A 16,511-nucleotide genomic window follows, 5' to 3' on the forward strand; every position below is an offset into this window, starting at 1 on the left:
TTCGGGCAGACTGGCCGACATGCGCGCCAGCCGACTGGTCTCCCTGCTGCTCCTCCTCCAGAACCGGGGGCGAATGACCGCCGCCCAGCTCGCCGCCGAGCTGGAGGTGTCCGTCCGCACCGTCTACCGCGACACCGAGGCGCTGGCGGCCGCCGGCGTGCCGCTGTACGGCGACGCGGGACATGCGGGCGGGTACCAGCTGGTCGACGGCTACCGGACCCGGCTCACCGGCCTCACCAGCGACGAGGCCGAGGCGCTGTTCCTCTCCGGACTGCCCGGCCCGGCAGCCGCCCTGGGGCTCGGCCCGGTCCTCGCCGCCGCCCAGCTGAAGGTGCGCGCGGCACTCCCGTCCGAACTGCGCACCCACGCCGACCGCATCCGGTCGCGCTTCCACCTCGACGCCCCCGGCTGGTACGCGGACGCCGACCCGGTGCCGTTCCTGGAGCAGGTCGCCGACGCCGTGTGGCGCGGCCTCGTCCTCCACGTCCGCTACCGCCGCTGGAAGGAACCGACCGACGTCGACCGCCGTCTGGAGCCGTACGGCCTGGTCCTGAAGGCGGGCCGCTGGTACGTCGTGGCCGGGCCAGGACCACGCACGTACCGGGTCGATCAGATCCTCCAACTCACCCCGAGCGGCGAGGAGTTCTCAATACCCGAGGGATTCGACCTGGCCTCCCACTGGCAGCGGGCGCAGGACGACTTCCATGCCCGGCTGTACCAGGCCGAGGCGCTGGTACGCCTCTCGCCGCGCGGCGCCGAACGGCTCACCGGGCCTGCCGCCCGCGCACTCGCCGAGACGGGTGCCGAGGAGCCCGACGGCTGGATTCGCGCCGTCCTGCCCGTCGAATCCCTGGACCATGCCCACCGAGCCTTCCTGGAACTCGGCGCGGAGATCGAGGTGCTCGCTCCGGTCGAGCTACGCGCCCAACTGGCCGACACTGCAAGCAAGTTGGCTGCACTGTACGTCGAGTGACGCGGCTGGGTGTGAGGGCACGTGAGGGGCGTTTCGACGGGGTCCGCACCAGGGACCCTGCCAGTGGGCCCGCCCCAGGGACCTCTTCGCATCTGATCGACCTCGGCACCCGCTGGCGAGAGCGCTCTCGCCGGGGCGGCTGCCCGCCGGACCAGGGGCTCGGGGCCACGACCGGGACGGGGCCGGGGCAGGTGGGCCGACCCCCGTCCGCCCCGCCCGCTCCGACCCCGCGCTTCGGGCCCCGGCCGTACCAGCTCAGACGTGCCAGTCACCCGCCGCTGCCGCGCTCCTCGCGAAGTCCGCGAAGTCGCGGGGCTCGCGGCCCAGCACACGCTTCACACCGTCCGTCGTCGACGCGTTGTGGCCGTCGAGCAGCGTGGTGAACAACCCGGCGAGCCACTGCGCCTCGGGCGCGGGCATCCCGTACTGCGTGAGCATCTCCGCGTACTCGGCGCCCGACACCGGCGCGTAGTGGATCTCGCGACCCGTGGCGCGGGAGAGTTCGGCCGCGACCTCCGCGAACGTGAGCAGCCGCGGGCCGGTCAGTTCGTAGGTCTGCCCCAGGTGGCCTTCCTCGGTGAGGGCGGCGACCACGACGTCGGCCAAGTCATCAGCGTCCACCCAGGGTTCGGCGGTTTCACCGGCCGGAAAGGCCACCGTTCCCGCCAGGACGCCGTCGACCATCGGGCCCTCGCTGAAGTTCTGCGCGAAGAACGCGGCACGGACCACCGTGAGGTCTGCGTACGCCTCGCGGAGAGCGCTCTCGGCGAGGGCTGCTTCCGGCTCGCCCCGGCCCGAGAGCAGCACCACCCGGCGCACCCCGTTCGCCGCCGCGAGCCGCCCGAACAGGCGCATCGCGTCCACCGCGCCCGGTGCGGCGAGGTCGGGATAGTAGGCGACGTACGCGGCATACGTGCCTCGCAGGGCGGCGGCCCAGGTCGAGTCGTCCGCCCAGTCGAAGCGGACCTCCCCGCTCCGGGACCCCGCCCGGACCGGCACCCCGCGAGCGGCCAGCCGCTCGACGACCCGGTGGCCCGTCTTTCCCGTACCACTCGTCACCAGCACCGTGCGTTCGTCCATGCCGTACGCCTCCTTGAAGTCGTCTGCCAGCTGCGGGATTTGCCTCTTGTCCGTCTTGTTCGTCATGGCTCCAGCGTCATCGAGCGGCTGTGGACTCTCCATGCGCCAAGGGCCAATTCCCATACGCGTTCGTCCAGCTCCTGGACCGCTCCGCACGCTCTACGCTGACCTCATGGACGCACTCGCCGGACTGCTCGACGGACCACGCGCCAGAGGAGCTTTCCTGCTGCGCATGGTGATGGAACCCCCGTGGTCCGTGCGGATCGAGGACCGGGCGCCCATCTCCCTGATGTCGATGACGGCGGGGGAGGCCTGGATCGTGCCGGACCGCGGCGACGCGGTGCACATCGTTCCCGGGGACATCGTCATAGCGCGCGGCCCCGACCCGTACACGGTCACCCACGCACTGGATCTCGCTCCCTTCGCGCGGATCGGCCCCGGCGCGACCTGCACCACTCTGCGCGGGGAAGCGCTCTCAGCCTCCATGGACCTGGGCGTACGCACGTGGGGCAACGCCCTGGACGGCTCGGCCACCATGCTGGTGGGCACCTACCTGATGGAGGGCGAGATCAGCGGGCGGCTGCTCGACGCCCTGCCTCCGGTGCTGCTGCTGACCGCCCAGGAGTGGAACTGCTCGCTCATGCCGTTGCTCGACGAGGAGATCTCCCGCGACCAGCCCGGCCAGAGCGTCGTCCTGGACCGGCTTCTCGATCTGCTGCTCATCGCGGTGCTGCGCTCGTGGTTCTCGCGGCCGGGCGCGGACGCGCCCGCCTGGTACCGGGCGATGGGCGATCCCGTGGTCGGGCCCGCCCTGCGGCTGGTGCAGGACGCTCCCGCACACCCCTGGACCGTTGCCTCGCTCGCCGCACGGTGCGGAGTGTCGCGGGCGGGATTCGCCCGGCGCTTCACCGAGCTGGTGGGGGAGCCGCCCATGGCCTATCTCACCGGCTGGCGCCTGGCCCTGGCCGCCGACCGGCTGCGCGAGACGGATGCCACCGTGGAGGCGATCGCCCGGCAGGTCGGATACAGCGGGGCGTTCGCGCTGAGCGCCGCCTTCAAACGGGTTCGCGGTATCAGCCCACAGGAGCACCGGGCCCTGTGCAAGCGGGGCACCTGAGCGTCCCCCTTAGCCACGCCTCGACCGAGTTGGCTCGCAAAGGGCCCCGGCAGGCTGTGAGAGCGCTTTCAGGCCCGGATGTGCTGGGAGAGATCGTCGTTACCGACCACACGGAAGACCCCGCCCCCGAGCGGTGGGCCCACCAGGCCCGCGAGGCGGTCCATCCGGCGCTGTTCGCTTGCCGCTATGCGCTCCATCCAAGCCGGGGTGTCGCCAGGCTCGGCGTCTATGAGCGCGCACGTCAGGATTTCCTGAGGGTCTTCGAGGTTGAGAGCGCTCAGTACGCGGCGCGGGTCGCCGGGAAAGGTCTCGTCGGGTAGCCAAGCCTGGCGGAAGGCGGCGTAGTCGACGCCGTCGTTGAGGCGGCGCAGTGAAGTGCCGAGCAGCATGGTGAACCTCCGGAAGCGGATGCCTTGGCCCGCGATGCCCGGTTGGGATCGTGGGTGGTGCTCGATTCTTACGATGTAAGTTTCGCGACAGGGATACAGTGCCCTTACGGCGTAAGAATCGTCAAGAGGTGGGAGAAGGACCTGATGGCGGACGGACGGGCGCGACCCAAAGCAGGGCTCAGTCGCGACAAGGTGCTGGACGCGGCGCTGGATTTCGTCGACCGCGAAGGCGTCGCCGCGCTCACCATGCGCAAGCTCGGCGCCGAGCTCGGGGTCGAGGCCATGACGCTCTATCACCACGTGGGCAATAAAGGGCAGTTGCTGGACGCGCTCGTCGGACGAGTGGTACGTCGGGCCACCGCCGGGCTGCCCCACGGCACCCCGACCGCATCGTCGCCTGGGGCTGGGGCTGGGGCTGGGGCTGGGGCTGGGGCCGGGGCCGGGGCTGGGGCGGCCTCGGCCGGCTGGACCGAGTGGGCCCGGGCCTTCGCGGTCGGCTTGCGGGCCGAACTCCTCCGCCACCCGGGCGTGTTGCCGCTCATCGCGACTCGCCCGCTGAGCTCCGCCGAGGATCTGGTCCTGTTGGAGGAGTGGCTGGCTGCCCTGACCGGTGCGGGTCTCGGGTTGGGCCCGGCGACGGACATCGTCAACTCGCTCGCCACGTTCGTCATCGGCCACACCCTCGCCGAAGCCGGGCACACCCCGGGCGAACGTGCCGCCGCGCCCGACCTGGACGACGTGGCACCGGACCCGGAGCGCTTTCCCCTGCTCGCCGAGGTGACGGCCACCCGTGTCGGCCTCGACTTCGCCGCGCGCTTCGACCGCACCGTGGACATCATCCTGTCCGGCTACCGCGAACTGTCCCGGGACTGATCCGCGGTCGCCTCGGGGCCCGCCCCGTCGAAGCCGTCCCGCAGAGGTGATCCCGCCGCATGGCCCTCTCGTGGCAATTCCACCTCAACCTCCTTACGAACAACCCTCGTTCCTTCACGCACGGCTCGAATTTCTCCGCGCACCACCCCCTCTCACTCTCAATGGCCCCCAACTCCCTTACTGAACAGGCGAGTTCTTCGCTTGTCGGGAGGACGTGAGGGTACGGATACTCGACGCGGCGAGTTGGCACGGACGGCGGTGATTGCCGGAGAACCCGGTCGCCGCGTGACCCGGTCATCGCGCCCCAACGGGCCCGGCGAAAAACCCGTTGCCGGGCTCAACCCCCCACAGGAGGTTGTGAGTTGAAGCAGCGATGGATGTCAGGCCGACGTGCGGCCACCGCCGCCGCGGGAGCCCTGGCGCTCGGCGCGACCCTGACGATGCAGAGTGCCGATGCCGCCCCCGCACCGAACTCCGCCACACAGTCCGCCGCAGCGGCCGGGCAGCTGGCACACCGGATCGACACCGCTCTCGCGGGCCGCACCGCAGGCTCGTTCTACGACGCGCAGAGCAAGAAACTCGTGGTGAACGTGGTCGACGCCGCGACCGCCGACAGCGTCCGCAAGGCGGGCGCCGAAGCTCGCACGGTCAAGCACTCGATGGCCCAACTGGACGCATCCAGGCAGGAGTTGAAGGTCAAGGCCTCGATACCGGGCACCTCCTGGTCGATGGACCCCGTCAGCAACAAGGTGGTCGTCAAGGCAGACCGCACCGTCACCGGTAGCCGGCTCGCCCAGCTCGACAAGGTGGTGCGAAGTCTCGGCGACACGGTGACCCTGAAGAGAACGGCCGGACGCTTCCAGCCCCTCATCGCGGGCGGCGACGCGATCTGGGGCAGCAGCGCCCGCTGCTCGCTCGGCTTCAACGTGACGGTCGGCGGGCAGCCGTACTTCCTGACCGCCGGGCACTGCGGCAACGCGGTCTCCAGCTGGTCGGACCAGCAGGGCGGTTCGGAGATCGGCGTCACGGAGGCCTCCACGTTCCCGGGCCACGACTACGCCCTGGTGCGCTACACGAACAACATCGACCACCCGAGCGCGGTGGATCTGTACAACGGCTCCTCCCAGCCGATCAGCGGCGCAGGCGACGCCACGGTGGGCGAGCAGGTCCAGCGCAGCGGTTCCACCACCGGCGTCCAAGGAGGCCAGGTCACCGGCCTCAACGCGACCGTGACGTACGCGGAGGGCCAGGTCGACGGCCTGATCGACACGACCGTTTGTGCCGAACCCGGCGACAGCGGAGGCTCGCTCTTCGACGGCGGTACGGCCCTGGGCCTGACCTCCGGCGGCAGCGGCGACTGCAGCTCGGGCGGCGAGACGTTCTTCCAGCCCGTACCGGACGCGCTCCAGGCGTACGGAGCGCAGATCGGCTGAGCTGACCTGCGAGAACCTCTGCGCTCACCTGCCCCTTGCCGTTCGCTCTCGAACGGCAAGGGGTGCAGTGCGTTCACGGCGCGGGGATCCAGGTCCCGGGGCCGGCGCTGGGAGCGCTCTCTAGGCGTCGCCGGACAGCAGGTGCTGGGGCACCGACCGAAACGCCCAGGTGCCGGCTCGGCGCGTGAACACCCACACGAGGTCGAAACGGTCGGGCCACTTCGCAGGGACCCCGGCCACGTGCGCTGCGCCCAGGGCGTCGACGATCGGCGGGATCCTGGAGTGCTCCCAGCAGATGAGGACGGGCGCCGTCGCCGCCAGCACCGAGGCCGCCAGCTCCTTCTCCCCACCCTCGGGGAAGTCGGTGGTCACCCGCAGATGGAGGGCCTCGGCGAGCGGTGTCACGGTCTGGCGCATCCGATGCGCACCGGCATGCGGGCCCTGATCCGTCGCGGCGTAGATGGTTGCAGGGCGGGGAAGGGCCGTTTGTGAACCGGCAGGCGAACCGCTGTTGGAGGCGGGCGCGGTGAACAGGCGGGGCAACGCGTGAGCGCGCTCCCAGCCCCGTCGGGTCAGGGACTTCTTGTCCTGCTTACCGGCCTCGTCGAAGCCCGGATCGCCCGAGGAGGGCTTCTCGCCATGCCTGATGATCATGATCGTGGTGTCGTGCCCGGTGTCGGACGGCACGGCAGCGGCCGACAGGGAACTGTTCGCCCCGGACTTCTTGTCGTGGCTTCCGTCGCAGCCCGCAGCCACGACCGGCGCGGCCAGCGCCAAGCCGAGCAGCAGGGTCCGCCGGTTCGGCCCGTTCCCGTGAGTCACTCTTGTACCTCTTCTTGCGGCGTTCGCTCGCGTTGCACACGGAGCCGTGTCATCGGAGTTGACGGTGGATTGGTGTCCGGGGTTCCGTGAGGACCTCGTCGCACACGCATGCGCGGCCGCTCCCGAGTGGGGCCGGGATCGTGCGGCCGCGAGGAGATGAGAGCGCTCTCGCGACGTGCGTGTCCGGCCCGCCCAGCGGCGTGCTACTCGTCCACGGGCTCCAGTTCCCACCACTGGCCGGGGGAGTCGGTGTCCTCCCACTGCTGTACGTTCGCGCCTTCCTCGGCCGAGCCGTTGGCGACCTCCAGGAGCAGACCGCTGATGTAACTGACCAGGGTGACCCGCCCCGGCACGTCCAAGTGCCGTTCCACGAGCCACTCCTGGGCACCGAAGTTGTTCGCCTTCCACTGCTGGACGTTGGCACCGTTCTCGGTGGAGGCATTGGCGACGTCGAGCCGCTTGCCGCTGTTCACGTTCACCAGGTGGTAGAGCCCGCCGCCACTGTGCACGGGGGAGATGTGCCACTGCTGCGCCGTGGAACCGCTCTCCTTGCCCTGCTGCACATTGGCCCCGCTGCCCTAGGCGTTCCCGTACACCTCGAGCAGCAGGCCGCTGCCGACGTTGCGTACGAGATAGCGGCCCTCGGGCAGGGTGGGGTTCTGGGTGTCGTTCATGATCCCGAAGGATACGGTCGCGACAGTGCCGCCGCCCGTGAATCCGGGCGGCGGCACCGTCAGGCCGTGGTGCGGTGCCGTCAGTGGTGACGGCTCTCGCGGGCCAGCGCCTTCACGAAGTGGGCAGCGTCGATGGTGCCGATGCCGGTCGCCATGTCGTAGCCGTTCACCGCGGTGTAGCCGGTGACACCCTGGTAGCTGTTGTTCGTGCCGTCATTGACGTCCACGAGGCCGGAGCTCGGCTTGTACCCCTCGTGCTTGTAGAGCGAGTACAGCGCCTCGTTGATATTGCCGAGGCGGTGGCCGGCGGCCTGGTCGGCGAGGGCGACGATGCCGGAGAAGAGCGGGCTCGCCTCGCTCGTACCGCCCGACACGTCCCAGCCGACGGCGGTCGGGTCGTAGCTGGAGTACACCCAGGCGCCGCCGTTGACCGCGGCCGCCATGGAGATGTCCGGGGTGCCGCGCCGGTTGCCGACGATGCCGCGCACGCCGTTCTGGAACGAGGGGCGCTGGAAGACGTGCGACTGCCCGCCGCCGCCCGAACCGTTGTCGTTGTACACGCTCTCAGGGCTGAGGCGGTTGCCCTTGTCGTCGAGGTGCAGCTGGGTGCCGCCGATCGACGTGACCAGCGGGTCGGACGAGGGCCAGGAGTTCACGCGCTCCTTGTAGTAGCCGCTGCCGTCCGCGGTGTTGTCGGTGGCACCGCCGTCACCGGAGGAGGCGAGCACGGTCACACCGTGGGCCGCCGCGTCCTTGAACGCATACCGCAGGTTCTTGATGCTGGAGAAGTCACCCTTGTCGAAGCCGGGGAACGTGTTCTCCGTGGCGCCGAAGCTCTGGGTGATGACATCGCCGATGCCACGGTCGATGAGGTGCTTCTCGGCATCCATCATCTCGGGCAGACCGGTGACGCCCTCGGTCTCCGCGACCGCGGTCTCGACCAGGATGATCTTCGCGTCGGGGGCCACGGCGTGGGCCATCTCGACGTCGAGGGTGGACTCACCGGCCCAGCCGGTCATGTCCTTGTTCTTGGGGTCCCACGTGGGTACGTTGCCCCACTTGACCACGTCGACCTTGCTGCTGGGAATGCCGTACTGCTTGCTGTACACGTCCAGGTCGTGCTGGATCGTCGGCGAGCCGAAGGAGTCCACGATCACGATCGTGCGGCCCTTGCCGGTGATGCCCGCCTTGTAGAGCGGGTTCAGGTTGTACGCCTGGCGGTACTGCAGCGGGCCGTAGCAGGCGATCTTCCACTTGGCCTGGCACTGCTCGGTGCTGAGCGGGCCACTGGTCGAGTGGGCGAGCAGGTGTCCGGCGACGGCCGGGACGGGCTTTACCTGCGGGACGGCAGGTGCAGCAGTGGCGGACCCGGACAGCGGGGTGGCTATCACCGCGGCGGCGGCAAGGGCGGTGGCCCCAACTGTCGCTGCTGCGGTACGAGTCCGGGGGCGGGCTATGCGCATGAATGCTCCCTGAGTGGGGTGAAGCCGCGCGGGGCGGTCGTCGCGATCCCATCGGGAAGGTCATGCGCAGGACAAGAGGATTTATCGCTTGATGTCGAACGCTTTGCCTGGGTGGCGCACTTGAATGAACATTCTTGGTTGGTACCTGACCAACCTGCGTCCGGAAAACGACAAAAGGGGCGTCACTCGACTTGATCGGGTGACGCCCCTTCTTCACACGGTGATCAGCGTGTGTGTGCGCTCAGAGCGTGTGGGGTAGACGTGTATGTCGTCGCCATATGTGACTCCCCCGGACTTCTACGGCACCAGCACCGAGGTGTGGCGTCGCCCCAGGGCGGACCCATATGCCTGGCCAGCGTGTGGCGTCGGCACATGTGTGCTGCCCACATGTGGCGCGTAGCCGCACGCGATGTCAGCCGCGTAGATGTCTGTGTCCGATCGGGTGTGTGATCAGGCGCCGAGGTTGAACTCTGCCGGGTTCGGGCCGAGGCGCTTGCCCTCGTCCAGCGCGGCGAGAGCGGCCAGGTCGTCCGCGTCGAGCTCGAAACCGAAGACGTCGATGTTCTCCTTGATCCGCGAAGGCGTCACGGACTTGGGGATCACGACGTTGCCGATCTGGATATGCCAGCGCAGCACCACCTGGGCGGCGGTACGGCCGTGCTTCTGGGCGATCGCGACCACGGTCGGGACCTCAAGCAGGCCCCGGCCTTGACCGAGCGGCGACCAGGCCTCGGTCGCGATGGAGTGCTTGGCGTGCAGCGCACGCGACTCCACCTGGGCGAGCTGAGGGTGCAGCTCGATCTGGTTGACGACCGGGACCACCGAGGTCTCGCCGAGCAGCCGCTCCAAGTGCACCGGCTGGAAGTTGGACACGCCGATCGCCTTCGCGCGGCCGTCGGCGTAGATCTTCTCGAACGCCTTGTACGTGTCGACGTACGCGTCCTTGGCCGGCACCGGCCAGTGGATCAGGTACAGGTCGACGTAGTCGAGGCCGAGCTTGTCGAGCGAGGCGTCGAAGGCCCGCAGGGTCGAGTCGTAGCCCTGCTCCGAGTTCCAGAGCTTCGTCGTGACGAAGAGGTCTTCGCGGGCGACCCCAGAGGCGGCGACGGCCTTGCCGGTGCCTCGCTCGTTCTCGTAGATCGCGGCGGTGTCGATGCTCCGGTACCCGGACTCGATAGCCGTCGCGACCGCCTTCGCGGCCTCGTCGTCCGGCACCTGCCAGACCCCGAAGCCGAGCTGCGGCATTTCGACGCCGTTGTTGAGGGTGATGGAGGGGACCTTGCTCACGAGCGGTCGATCCTTACGTCGTCGGTTGGTACTCCCATCGTCAACGAACGAGCGGAGCGACGCATTCCCAACGGGCCCACCCGATCCCGACCCGATCGCACCTGACCAGCGGCTCAGTACATCTCCTGACTCGCCGCTCAGGAACTGGTGACCACTGCCGCCGGATTACTGGGCCGATACAGCTCCGACCTCCTCGGTCCAAACCATTGACCAGGCCTCGACAAGACGCGACGCTAGGGCACGTGCCTGAACAATGGACACTCATGTGAACAACATGGTGCTTCCCGTCCAGCTAACTGCGCCTGTCCGCGCCGTACATCGTTCACTCCTAAACCCACCTCTCAGGAAGGTTGGTGCAATCAGTGAAAGACATGCAGGAAACATCGGATGAGACAGCCGCGACTGTCGCGGGCCGGTCGACCCCCGAGTGCACGGGCTTCGAGAGCGCTCTCGACGCCACCCGCTACTTCCACGCCGATCGGTAGGCGGGCCGCCATGCTGCTGCGGGTGGGCGGCATCGCGGCGGGTGGCGGGGTCCCGCAGCGGAACGTTGCGTGGCCCGGCCTCGCAAGGGCGCGCACTCACCCTGGCTGCCGGGCCGGATCTGGAGGGCCACGCACCCGATGTTCAACCCGAGCCTGCTCAAGGCGACCACCGCCTTCACCCGCATCATGCAGATGAAGCAGGCCAGCAACGGAACCTCGCCCATCGTCGTGCAGCCACCGCGTCGGGTGAACGCGTGCAGACCATCGAACTCCAACTCTCCGTCAAACCAACCCCATTGGCTGCTTCAACCTCGAATCGCGGCACGACAGGTGGGCCGACGGCGACGCCCAGATCAAAGTCGGCGACAAGACGGCGGGCTCGGTGCGTTGGATTCGGAGGAGCGGCGGCACGACGGTCACCGGCAGGGCGGTGACCGGGGGCGACACCTTTCTCGCCGACGGTTTCCGGCCGAGGTGAGGCATCTACACCCCTCGGCGAGACCTCGGGGCCTACCCAAGCACCTACCTGCTGCTGACCAACCCACGGGGCTGTCAACTTGTCTGACGGCCCGCCCAGGGAGGTACGTACATGCGCCCGTACGCGAGGAGGTGGCTCACGTTCGCCGGGCTGCCCTTCGTCGGGTTACCGCCTCTGGCGCAGCCCCACCGCCGCGCCCACCCTCGTCCAGCCAGCCACGACCCACGTCCTTGTGCGCCCGGCCACTGCGTTACCGCCGATCCAAAGCGCAACACGCGCAGTGCTCTCTATGAAGACTCACATGGCCGATCGCCAACCAGTCCCGAGCGCGGCCATGTTCAACCTCAAGGACTAAGGACTACGGGGCCACGCGAGACGGCTCGCCGAAGACAGCCGGGCTGTCGACAGGGCGGGGACCGCGGCGAACGCCCCCGGCGGCGGGACCGTACGGCGCTGGGCGGCCTAGACCCCGAACATCCAGCTGACCACAGGCGCCACCACCCGGTCGACCGCTCCCTCCGCCCAGGGTGCGCCCGGCCTCGATCACTTGGACGGACCCGCATGAGAACGCTCTCAGACAGGCGCGGCCGCTTGGTCGCACGGCTCCTGCTAGTGGTGGCGCTGATACTCGGCACCCTCTCGCTCCGGGCCCCGGCCCGTGCCGATCTGCAGAACCCGCGTCAGGATTTCCTGCGTGCCTCCACCTCCGGTTTGTTCCTGCACTGGGGTGAACGCACCGCCCCCGCCCACACCAACTGCTCGGCCTGGGAATCCGATGTCACGACCGGCGGCTGGACCCCCGACTACTGGGTCGACGAGGCGCGGAAACTGCATGCCCAGTACCTCGTACTCGCCACGTTCCACAGCCGCCTCGGCTACGCGAGGCCATGGCCCTCCAAGATCCCTGGCAGCTGTTCCACGAAGCGCGACTTCCTCGGAGAGCTGATCGCGGCAGCGAAGGCCAAAGGCCTCAAGACCATCCTGTACATGACGGATGATCCCCAATGGCACGCCGATGGAGGCCACGAGTGGCTCGACTCGGCCGGCTACTCGGCATACAAGGGCACTCAGGTCGACCTGACCACCCGCGACGGCTTCGGTCAGTTCAGTTACGACAACTTCTTCGAGGTGATGGGCCGTTACCCGGACCTCGGCGGCTTCTGGATCGACAACGACAACGACTACTGGCTGAGCCACAACCTGTACCAGCAGATCTACCAGAAGCGCCCCGCCTACACGCTCAGCAACAACAACGAAGATACGCCGATCATGGACATGATCAGCAATGAGCAGAAGACGGGCATGACGCCGTCGTACGACTACCCGCAGGCGCTCTATACCGCGCAGCCCCGCCTGACCGAGGCCGACTTCAAGCTGCCGTCCACGGGCGCCTGGTGGTACGACGGCACGAACCCGGCCGTGGACAAGAAACTCACTCTGGGAAGGCTGATCACCAACGCTGGCTCGTCGGTGAAGGCCCTCATGGCGGAAACGGCTCAGGTGAACGGGAAGTTCCCATCCAACCAGGCAGCCTTCAACGACTTCGCGAACGGCTATCTGGATCCGATCTGGGCGTCCCTGCACGGGGTCGAGGGCGGCGGTTACCTGTACGGCGGCCTCAAGCCCGGCGTCTGGAACGACGGTGCCCAGGGGGTCACCACCATCAGCAAGACCGATCCCGTCCTCCAGTACATCCACGTCATCACCCCGCCGGGCACGTCCACCCTCAAGCTGCGGGACAACGGTTACCAGGTGACCGCGGTCACCAACCTCCGTACGGGCGCGGCAATTCCATACAGCCAGGCCGACGGCACACTCAGCCTGACGGGGCTGTCCGACTGGGACCCGTACGACACCGTGTTCAAGGTGACAGCGCGGGGGCGCGTGGGGGTCATCGCCCCGTCCGCGTACGCGATGAGCGCCTCGGCGTCCGCGAGTGGCCATGGTGCGGCGGCCGCCGCCGATGCCGACTACCTCACCTACTGGGACAACAACAAGACCCTCCCTGTCCGGCTCGACTTCAATCTGGACGCGGCGCGGACCGTCCGCTACCTGGGCATCAACCAGCGTGAGGATTCGGTGAGTTACGCCCGCTCGGACACCGAGCAGTCGGCGCGGATCAAGGGATACAGGGTGTACGTCAGCGCCGACGGCAAGAGCTGGGGGAGCCCGGTGAAGTCCGGCACCCTGCCAAGCGCGCGGGGAGTCGCCTTCATCGACATTCCGGCCGTCTCCACCAGTCATGTCCGCCTGGAGGTGACGAGTACGTACGCGACCGCGACGGACACGGCACGCTACAAGCGCCTGCGAATCGACGAGGCGTGGCTCGGGGGCGCTTACGCGTCGTCGGGTTCGGGGGTGCCTGCCCGTCCTGAGAGCGCTTCCGTGGCGTCCGGTCCGTCGGCAGCTATGGACCCCTACGGGCCTGAGAGCGCTCTCGCTTCCGCGCTCGTGAACTCCGATGCCAGCCTCGCCCGCGTTCCGAACTCGGGTCCCCCGAAGGGGGCTGAGCAGAAACTTCGGTAGGGCCGCCGGGGGGCGGCTCCTGTCGAGGGGGCAGGGGTGGCGGTCGAGCCGCCACCCCGGTCCACCCTGCCTTGCCTAAAGCAACTCCTGTACGGCGAAAGGGATTTGGGCCCACGCGGGGCATTGACAACAGGCGTTGCAGGCGCTGCGATGCAGGGGTGTTAGGAAGCCTTCCTAACACCCCTGGACCGCACGCCTTCGCACCGCCCTGAGCTAGCCCCGATCAGCGCCGATCTGACGAAGCCCGCAGTACATCCCCAGCGCCCCCGTGCACCCCAAGCCCGCAGCGAGCTCCCCACCGTGTACCGCCAACCCTGGCCGAACTCTCACCCGGTCCCGCCGCGCCTCCCGACGCGATCAGACCAGTAACCCGTCCTGAGAAGCGACTCGGCCCAAGCGCCCCCGGCCGCAGAAGCCCTCAGCCTCGGAGACACCTGACCCTGCCCAACTCCCGACCTCTGCTCCTGAGTCCCACTGACACCCGCCGAACCCCCCATGGAAGGACCCCTCCATGCACACTGCCGTACCCCCACGCCGTCTCGCCGCGGGCCTCGCAGGCCTTGGCTGTCTGATCCTGCCCCTGGTCGGCGCGATCCCGAAGGCCAGCGCCGCCGGCACCTCGGGGGAGGGCGTCACTTCCGCCGGGTCGGTCGCCACCGCGTCCGCTTCCGCCGCATCCGGCGCGATGGCGGTCGCTCCGTACGAGTACCTCGGCTGGGGCAACCCGCAGAAGCCCACCGACGTGATGGCGGCCACCGGCGTCAAGTGGTTCACGCTGGCGTTCATCCTCTCCGACGGCGGATGCAACCCGAAGTGGGACGGTTCCCGCGCCCTGACCGGAGGCTCCGATGAGAGCGCGATCAATTCCATCCGCGGCGCGGGCGGCAATGTGGTCGTCTCCGTCGGCGGCTGGAGCGGCAACAAGCTCGGCGAGAAGTGCTCCAGCGCCTCGGCGCTCGCGGGTGCGTACCAGAAGGTGATCAACGCGTACCACCTGAAGGCCCTCGACATCGATATCGAAGCCACCGAATTCTCGAACGCCACCGTGCGGCAGCGCGTGGTGAGCGCTCTCAAGATCGTCAAGACCAGCAACCCCGGCATCGTCACCTACGTGACGATGGGGACGACCCCGAGCGGGCCGGACACCAACGGCAGGGACCTCATCAAAAAGGGAGCGGCGGCTGGGCTCGCCAACGACGGTTGGACGATCATGCCGTTCGACTTCGGAAGCCACAGCGGGTCCATGGGCTCGGCCACGGTGAGCGCTCTCGAAGGGCTCAAGTCAGCGGTGAAGAGCGCCTACGGGTACAGCGACGACGCCGCCTACCGGCACATCGGCGTCTCCTCCATGAACGGCAAGACCGACGAGTCCGACGAGACCGTCACCACCGGCGACTTCCAGAGCATCCTCGGCTACGCCCGGCAGCATCACATAGCGCGCTTCACCTTCTGGGCGGTCAACCGGGACCGCCAGTGTTCCTCGGGCGGCGCAGGCGACTCGTGCAGCGGGGTCAGCCAGTCTCCGTACGCCTTCACCAAAATCGTCTCCCAGTACGCGGGCTGAGGAGCGGAAAGCTGACGCGTCTCTGCTGGCCGAACTCGTTCGTGTCGAAGGTCAGGCCGCGGTCCTGATCGTTGACGTGGATGGTCACGTACGTACATGACGTTGGTCGGCGTGCGTGGTGTGCCATCGGACTGGCGGGCACATCGGGTTGGTCGGGCGATGTGGTCACCGCACTGAGCCCGTCGGGGCGAGGACGTGACAAGCCACAGGACACTCGTGCCGACCGCAGCCGGTGCGGTGCGGCGCGGTGCGGGGCTCTGCTCCGATCGGAGCTGCTGCCCGCGTGGCGGACGGTGGGGCGCGGCGCGAGGTGGTGGCCTGGGTGATTGGGGGTTCGCACCACGAACAGGAGTTTCATGAGCACCGCACTGCTACGACGTGGAGCCAGGGCCGCGGCCGTCACCGCGCTCGCTCTCACCGGCGTGATCGGCGGCGTGACGCAGGCCAGCGCCACGCGGCCGCATCATGCCCCGGAGCCGGTCAACGTCAGCGTCGACGCGTCAGGGATCAAGGCGCCCGACCATGCCCTGGGCGGTCTGACCACCTTCCGCGTCCACACGAACGACGCAAGCGGTCGCCAGCTGCAACTCCTGCGCCCGCACGACGGGGTGCCGCTGCGGACCGTCTTCGACGATCTCGCCAAGGCCGTCAGCCACACGCCGGCGGTGTCGGCGCAGGGCGTCTCGGCGCTCCGTGGTGAAGCGGACGCGGCCGGCGGCGCTCTCGTCACGCCGGAGGTACCGGAGACCTTCACCACCAGGATCGAGCCGGGCCGCCTGGCCCTGCTCGACTTCACGGCCTTCCTCAAGGACCCCGCCCACCCCGTCTTCCGCGTCCTGTGGCTCGACGGCGGGCGGCACGGGGATCTGCGTGACTTCGACGGTGCCGTGGTGACCACACGCGAGACGCCGGCCGGGCCCCGCTTCGATGTACGCGCTCTCCACAAGGCCGGGGAGCCGATTCTGGTGCACAACGCGGCGGACGAGTTGCACGAAATGCAGCTCCAGCCGGTCGCTCCGGGCACCTCAGACGCCGAGATCCAGGCGTACTTCGACCGTGTCGCGGCCGGAAACCCGGGCCCGGCGCCGTTCACCGGGCCCGCTCTCGGCATCGGCGCGGTTTCTCCCGGGCACAGTGTGCTGCTGCGAGCCCACCGCCTCCCGCCGGGCCGGTACGCGCTGCTCTGCTTCATTCCGGACGACAAGAACGGTGTGCCGCACGCGTTCCTCGGCATGCACAAGGTGCTCGAGCTGAGCTGACCCCACCTGACAGGCGCGAGCAACCGCTCTCACGCGGCCCACGGCCCCCTCCCCGAAGTCCAGGGGCGGGCTCGCGGGCCGGGCGGAG

12 protein-coding genes and 1 pseudogene are annotated in these 16,511 nt (G+C 68.9%); 7 read left to right on the forward strand and 6 right to left on the reverse strand.

The annotated features are described in order from the left end of the window. Window positions 1–19: 19 nt before the first annotated feature. Entirely contained in the window at window positions 20–973 is a 954-nt protein-coding gene (locus DT019_RS09725; protein ID WP_114036310.1) for a helix-turn-helix transcriptional regulator, read from the forward strand. A 255-nt stretch (window positions 974–1,228) separates the two neighbouring features. Here the strand turns inward: DT019_RS09725 and DT019_RS09730 are convergent, their stop codons facing one another. Beyond that, window positions 1,229–2,053 carry an NmrA family transcriptional regulator gene (locus DT019_RS09730; RefSeq protein ID WP_114036534.1) on the reverse strand — a complete coding sequence of 275 codons (825 nt, stop codon included), beginning with the start codon at window positions 2,051–2,053 and terminating at the stop codon, window positions 1,229–1,231. Window positions 2,054–2,225: 172 nt separating this feature from the next. On the opposite strand from DT019_RS09730, the gene DT019_RS09735 reads away from it, so the two are divergent. After that, entirely contained in the window at window positions 2,226–3,170 is a 945-nt protein-coding gene (locus DT019_RS09735; RefSeq protein ID WP_114036311.1) for an AraC family transcriptional regulator, read from the forward strand. A 68-nt stretch (window positions 3,171–3,238) separates the two neighbouring features. Here DT019_RS09735 and DT019_RS09740 read toward each other — a convergent pair whose 3' ends face one another. Further along, window positions 3,239–3,559, reverse strand: a complete 321-nt coding sequence (locus DT019_RS09740) for a hypothetical protein (RefSeq protein WP_114036312.1) — start codon at window positions 3,557–3,559, stop codon at window positions 3,239–3,241. 144 nt (window positions 3,560–3,703) lie between these two features. Here DT019_RS09740 and DT019_RS09745 point away from each other — a divergent pair, with 144 nt between their 5' ends. After that, window positions 3,704–4,432 (forward strand): TetR/AcrR family transcriptional regulator C-terminal domain-containing protein, encoded by a 729-nt coding sequence (locus DT019_RS09745; RefSeq protein WP_114036313.1) that lies wholly within the window; start codon window positions 3,704–3,706, stop codon window positions 4,430–4,432. Between the two features lie 377 nt (window positions 4,433–4,809). After that, window positions 4,810–5,865, forward strand: coding sequence for a S1 family peptidase (locus DT019_RS09750; protein WP_114036314.1), 1,056 nt, complete (start codon window positions 4,810–4,812; stop codon window positions 5,863–5,865). 120 nt (window positions 5,866–5,985) lie between these two features. Here DT019_RS09750 and DT019_RS09755 read toward each other — a convergent pair whose 3' ends face one another. From DT019_RS09755 to DT019_RS09770, 4 genes and pseudogenes are all read right to left on the reverse strand, one after another. After that, the gene (locus tag DT019_RS09755; RefSeq protein ID WP_223279372.1) at window positions 5,986–6,687 is read right to left on the reverse strand and encodes a hypothetical protein; all 702 of its coding nucleotides are present in this window, start codon (window positions 6,685–6,687) and stop codon (window positions 5,986–5,988) included. A gap of 203 nt (window positions 6,688–6,890) precedes the next feature. Continuing rightward, window positions 6,891–7,361: pseudogene (locus tag DT019_RS09760) on the reverse strand (RICIN domain-containing protein). Window positions 7,362–7,441: 80 nt separating this feature from the next. Beyond that, window positions 7,442–8,824, reverse strand: a complete 1,383-nt coding sequence (locus DT019_RS09765; RefSeq protein WP_114036315.1) for a S8 family serine peptidase — start codon at window positions 8,822–8,824, stop codon at window positions 7,442–7,444. Between the two features lie 450 nt (window positions 8,825–9,274). Then, window positions 9,275–10,111 carry an aldo/keto reductase gene (locus tag DT019_RS09770; RefSeq protein ID WP_114036316.1) on the reverse strand — a complete coding sequence of 279 codons (837 nt, stop codon included), beginning with the start codon at window positions 10,109–10,111 and terminating at the stop codon, window positions 9,275–9,277. A 1,524-nt stretch (window positions 10,112–11,635) separates the two neighbouring features. On the opposite strand from DT019_RS09770, the gene DT019_RS09775 reads away from it, so the two are divergent. From DT019_RS09775 to DT019_RS09785, 3 genes are all read left to right on the forward strand, one after another. Beyond that, complete coding sequence (locus DT019_RS09775; RefSeq protein WP_114036317.1) at window positions 11,636–13,600, forward strand: alpha-L-fucosidase; 1,965 nt, start codon at window positions 11,636–11,638, stop codon at window positions 13,598–13,600. A 511-nt stretch (window positions 13,601–14,111) separates the two neighbouring features. Then, window positions 14,112–15,164, forward strand: coding sequence for a chitinase (locus DT019_RS09780; protein WP_317617749.1), 1,053 nt, complete (start codon window positions 14,112–14,114; stop codon window positions 15,162–15,164). Window positions 15,165–15,520: 356 nt separating this feature from the next. Continuing rightward, the gene (locus DT019_RS09785) at window positions 15,521–16,423 is read left to right on the forward strand and encodes a hypothetical protein (protein WP_114036318.1); all 903 of its coding nucleotides are present in this window, start codon (window positions 15,521–15,523) and stop codon (window positions 16,421–16,423) included. Window positions 16,424–16,511 lie beyond the last annotated feature (88 nt).

The organism is Streptomyces sp. SDr-06, from assembly GCF_003324565.1.
Taxonomy (GTDB): Bacteria; Actinomycetota; Actinomycetes; order Streptomycetales; family Streptomycetaceae; genus Streptomyces.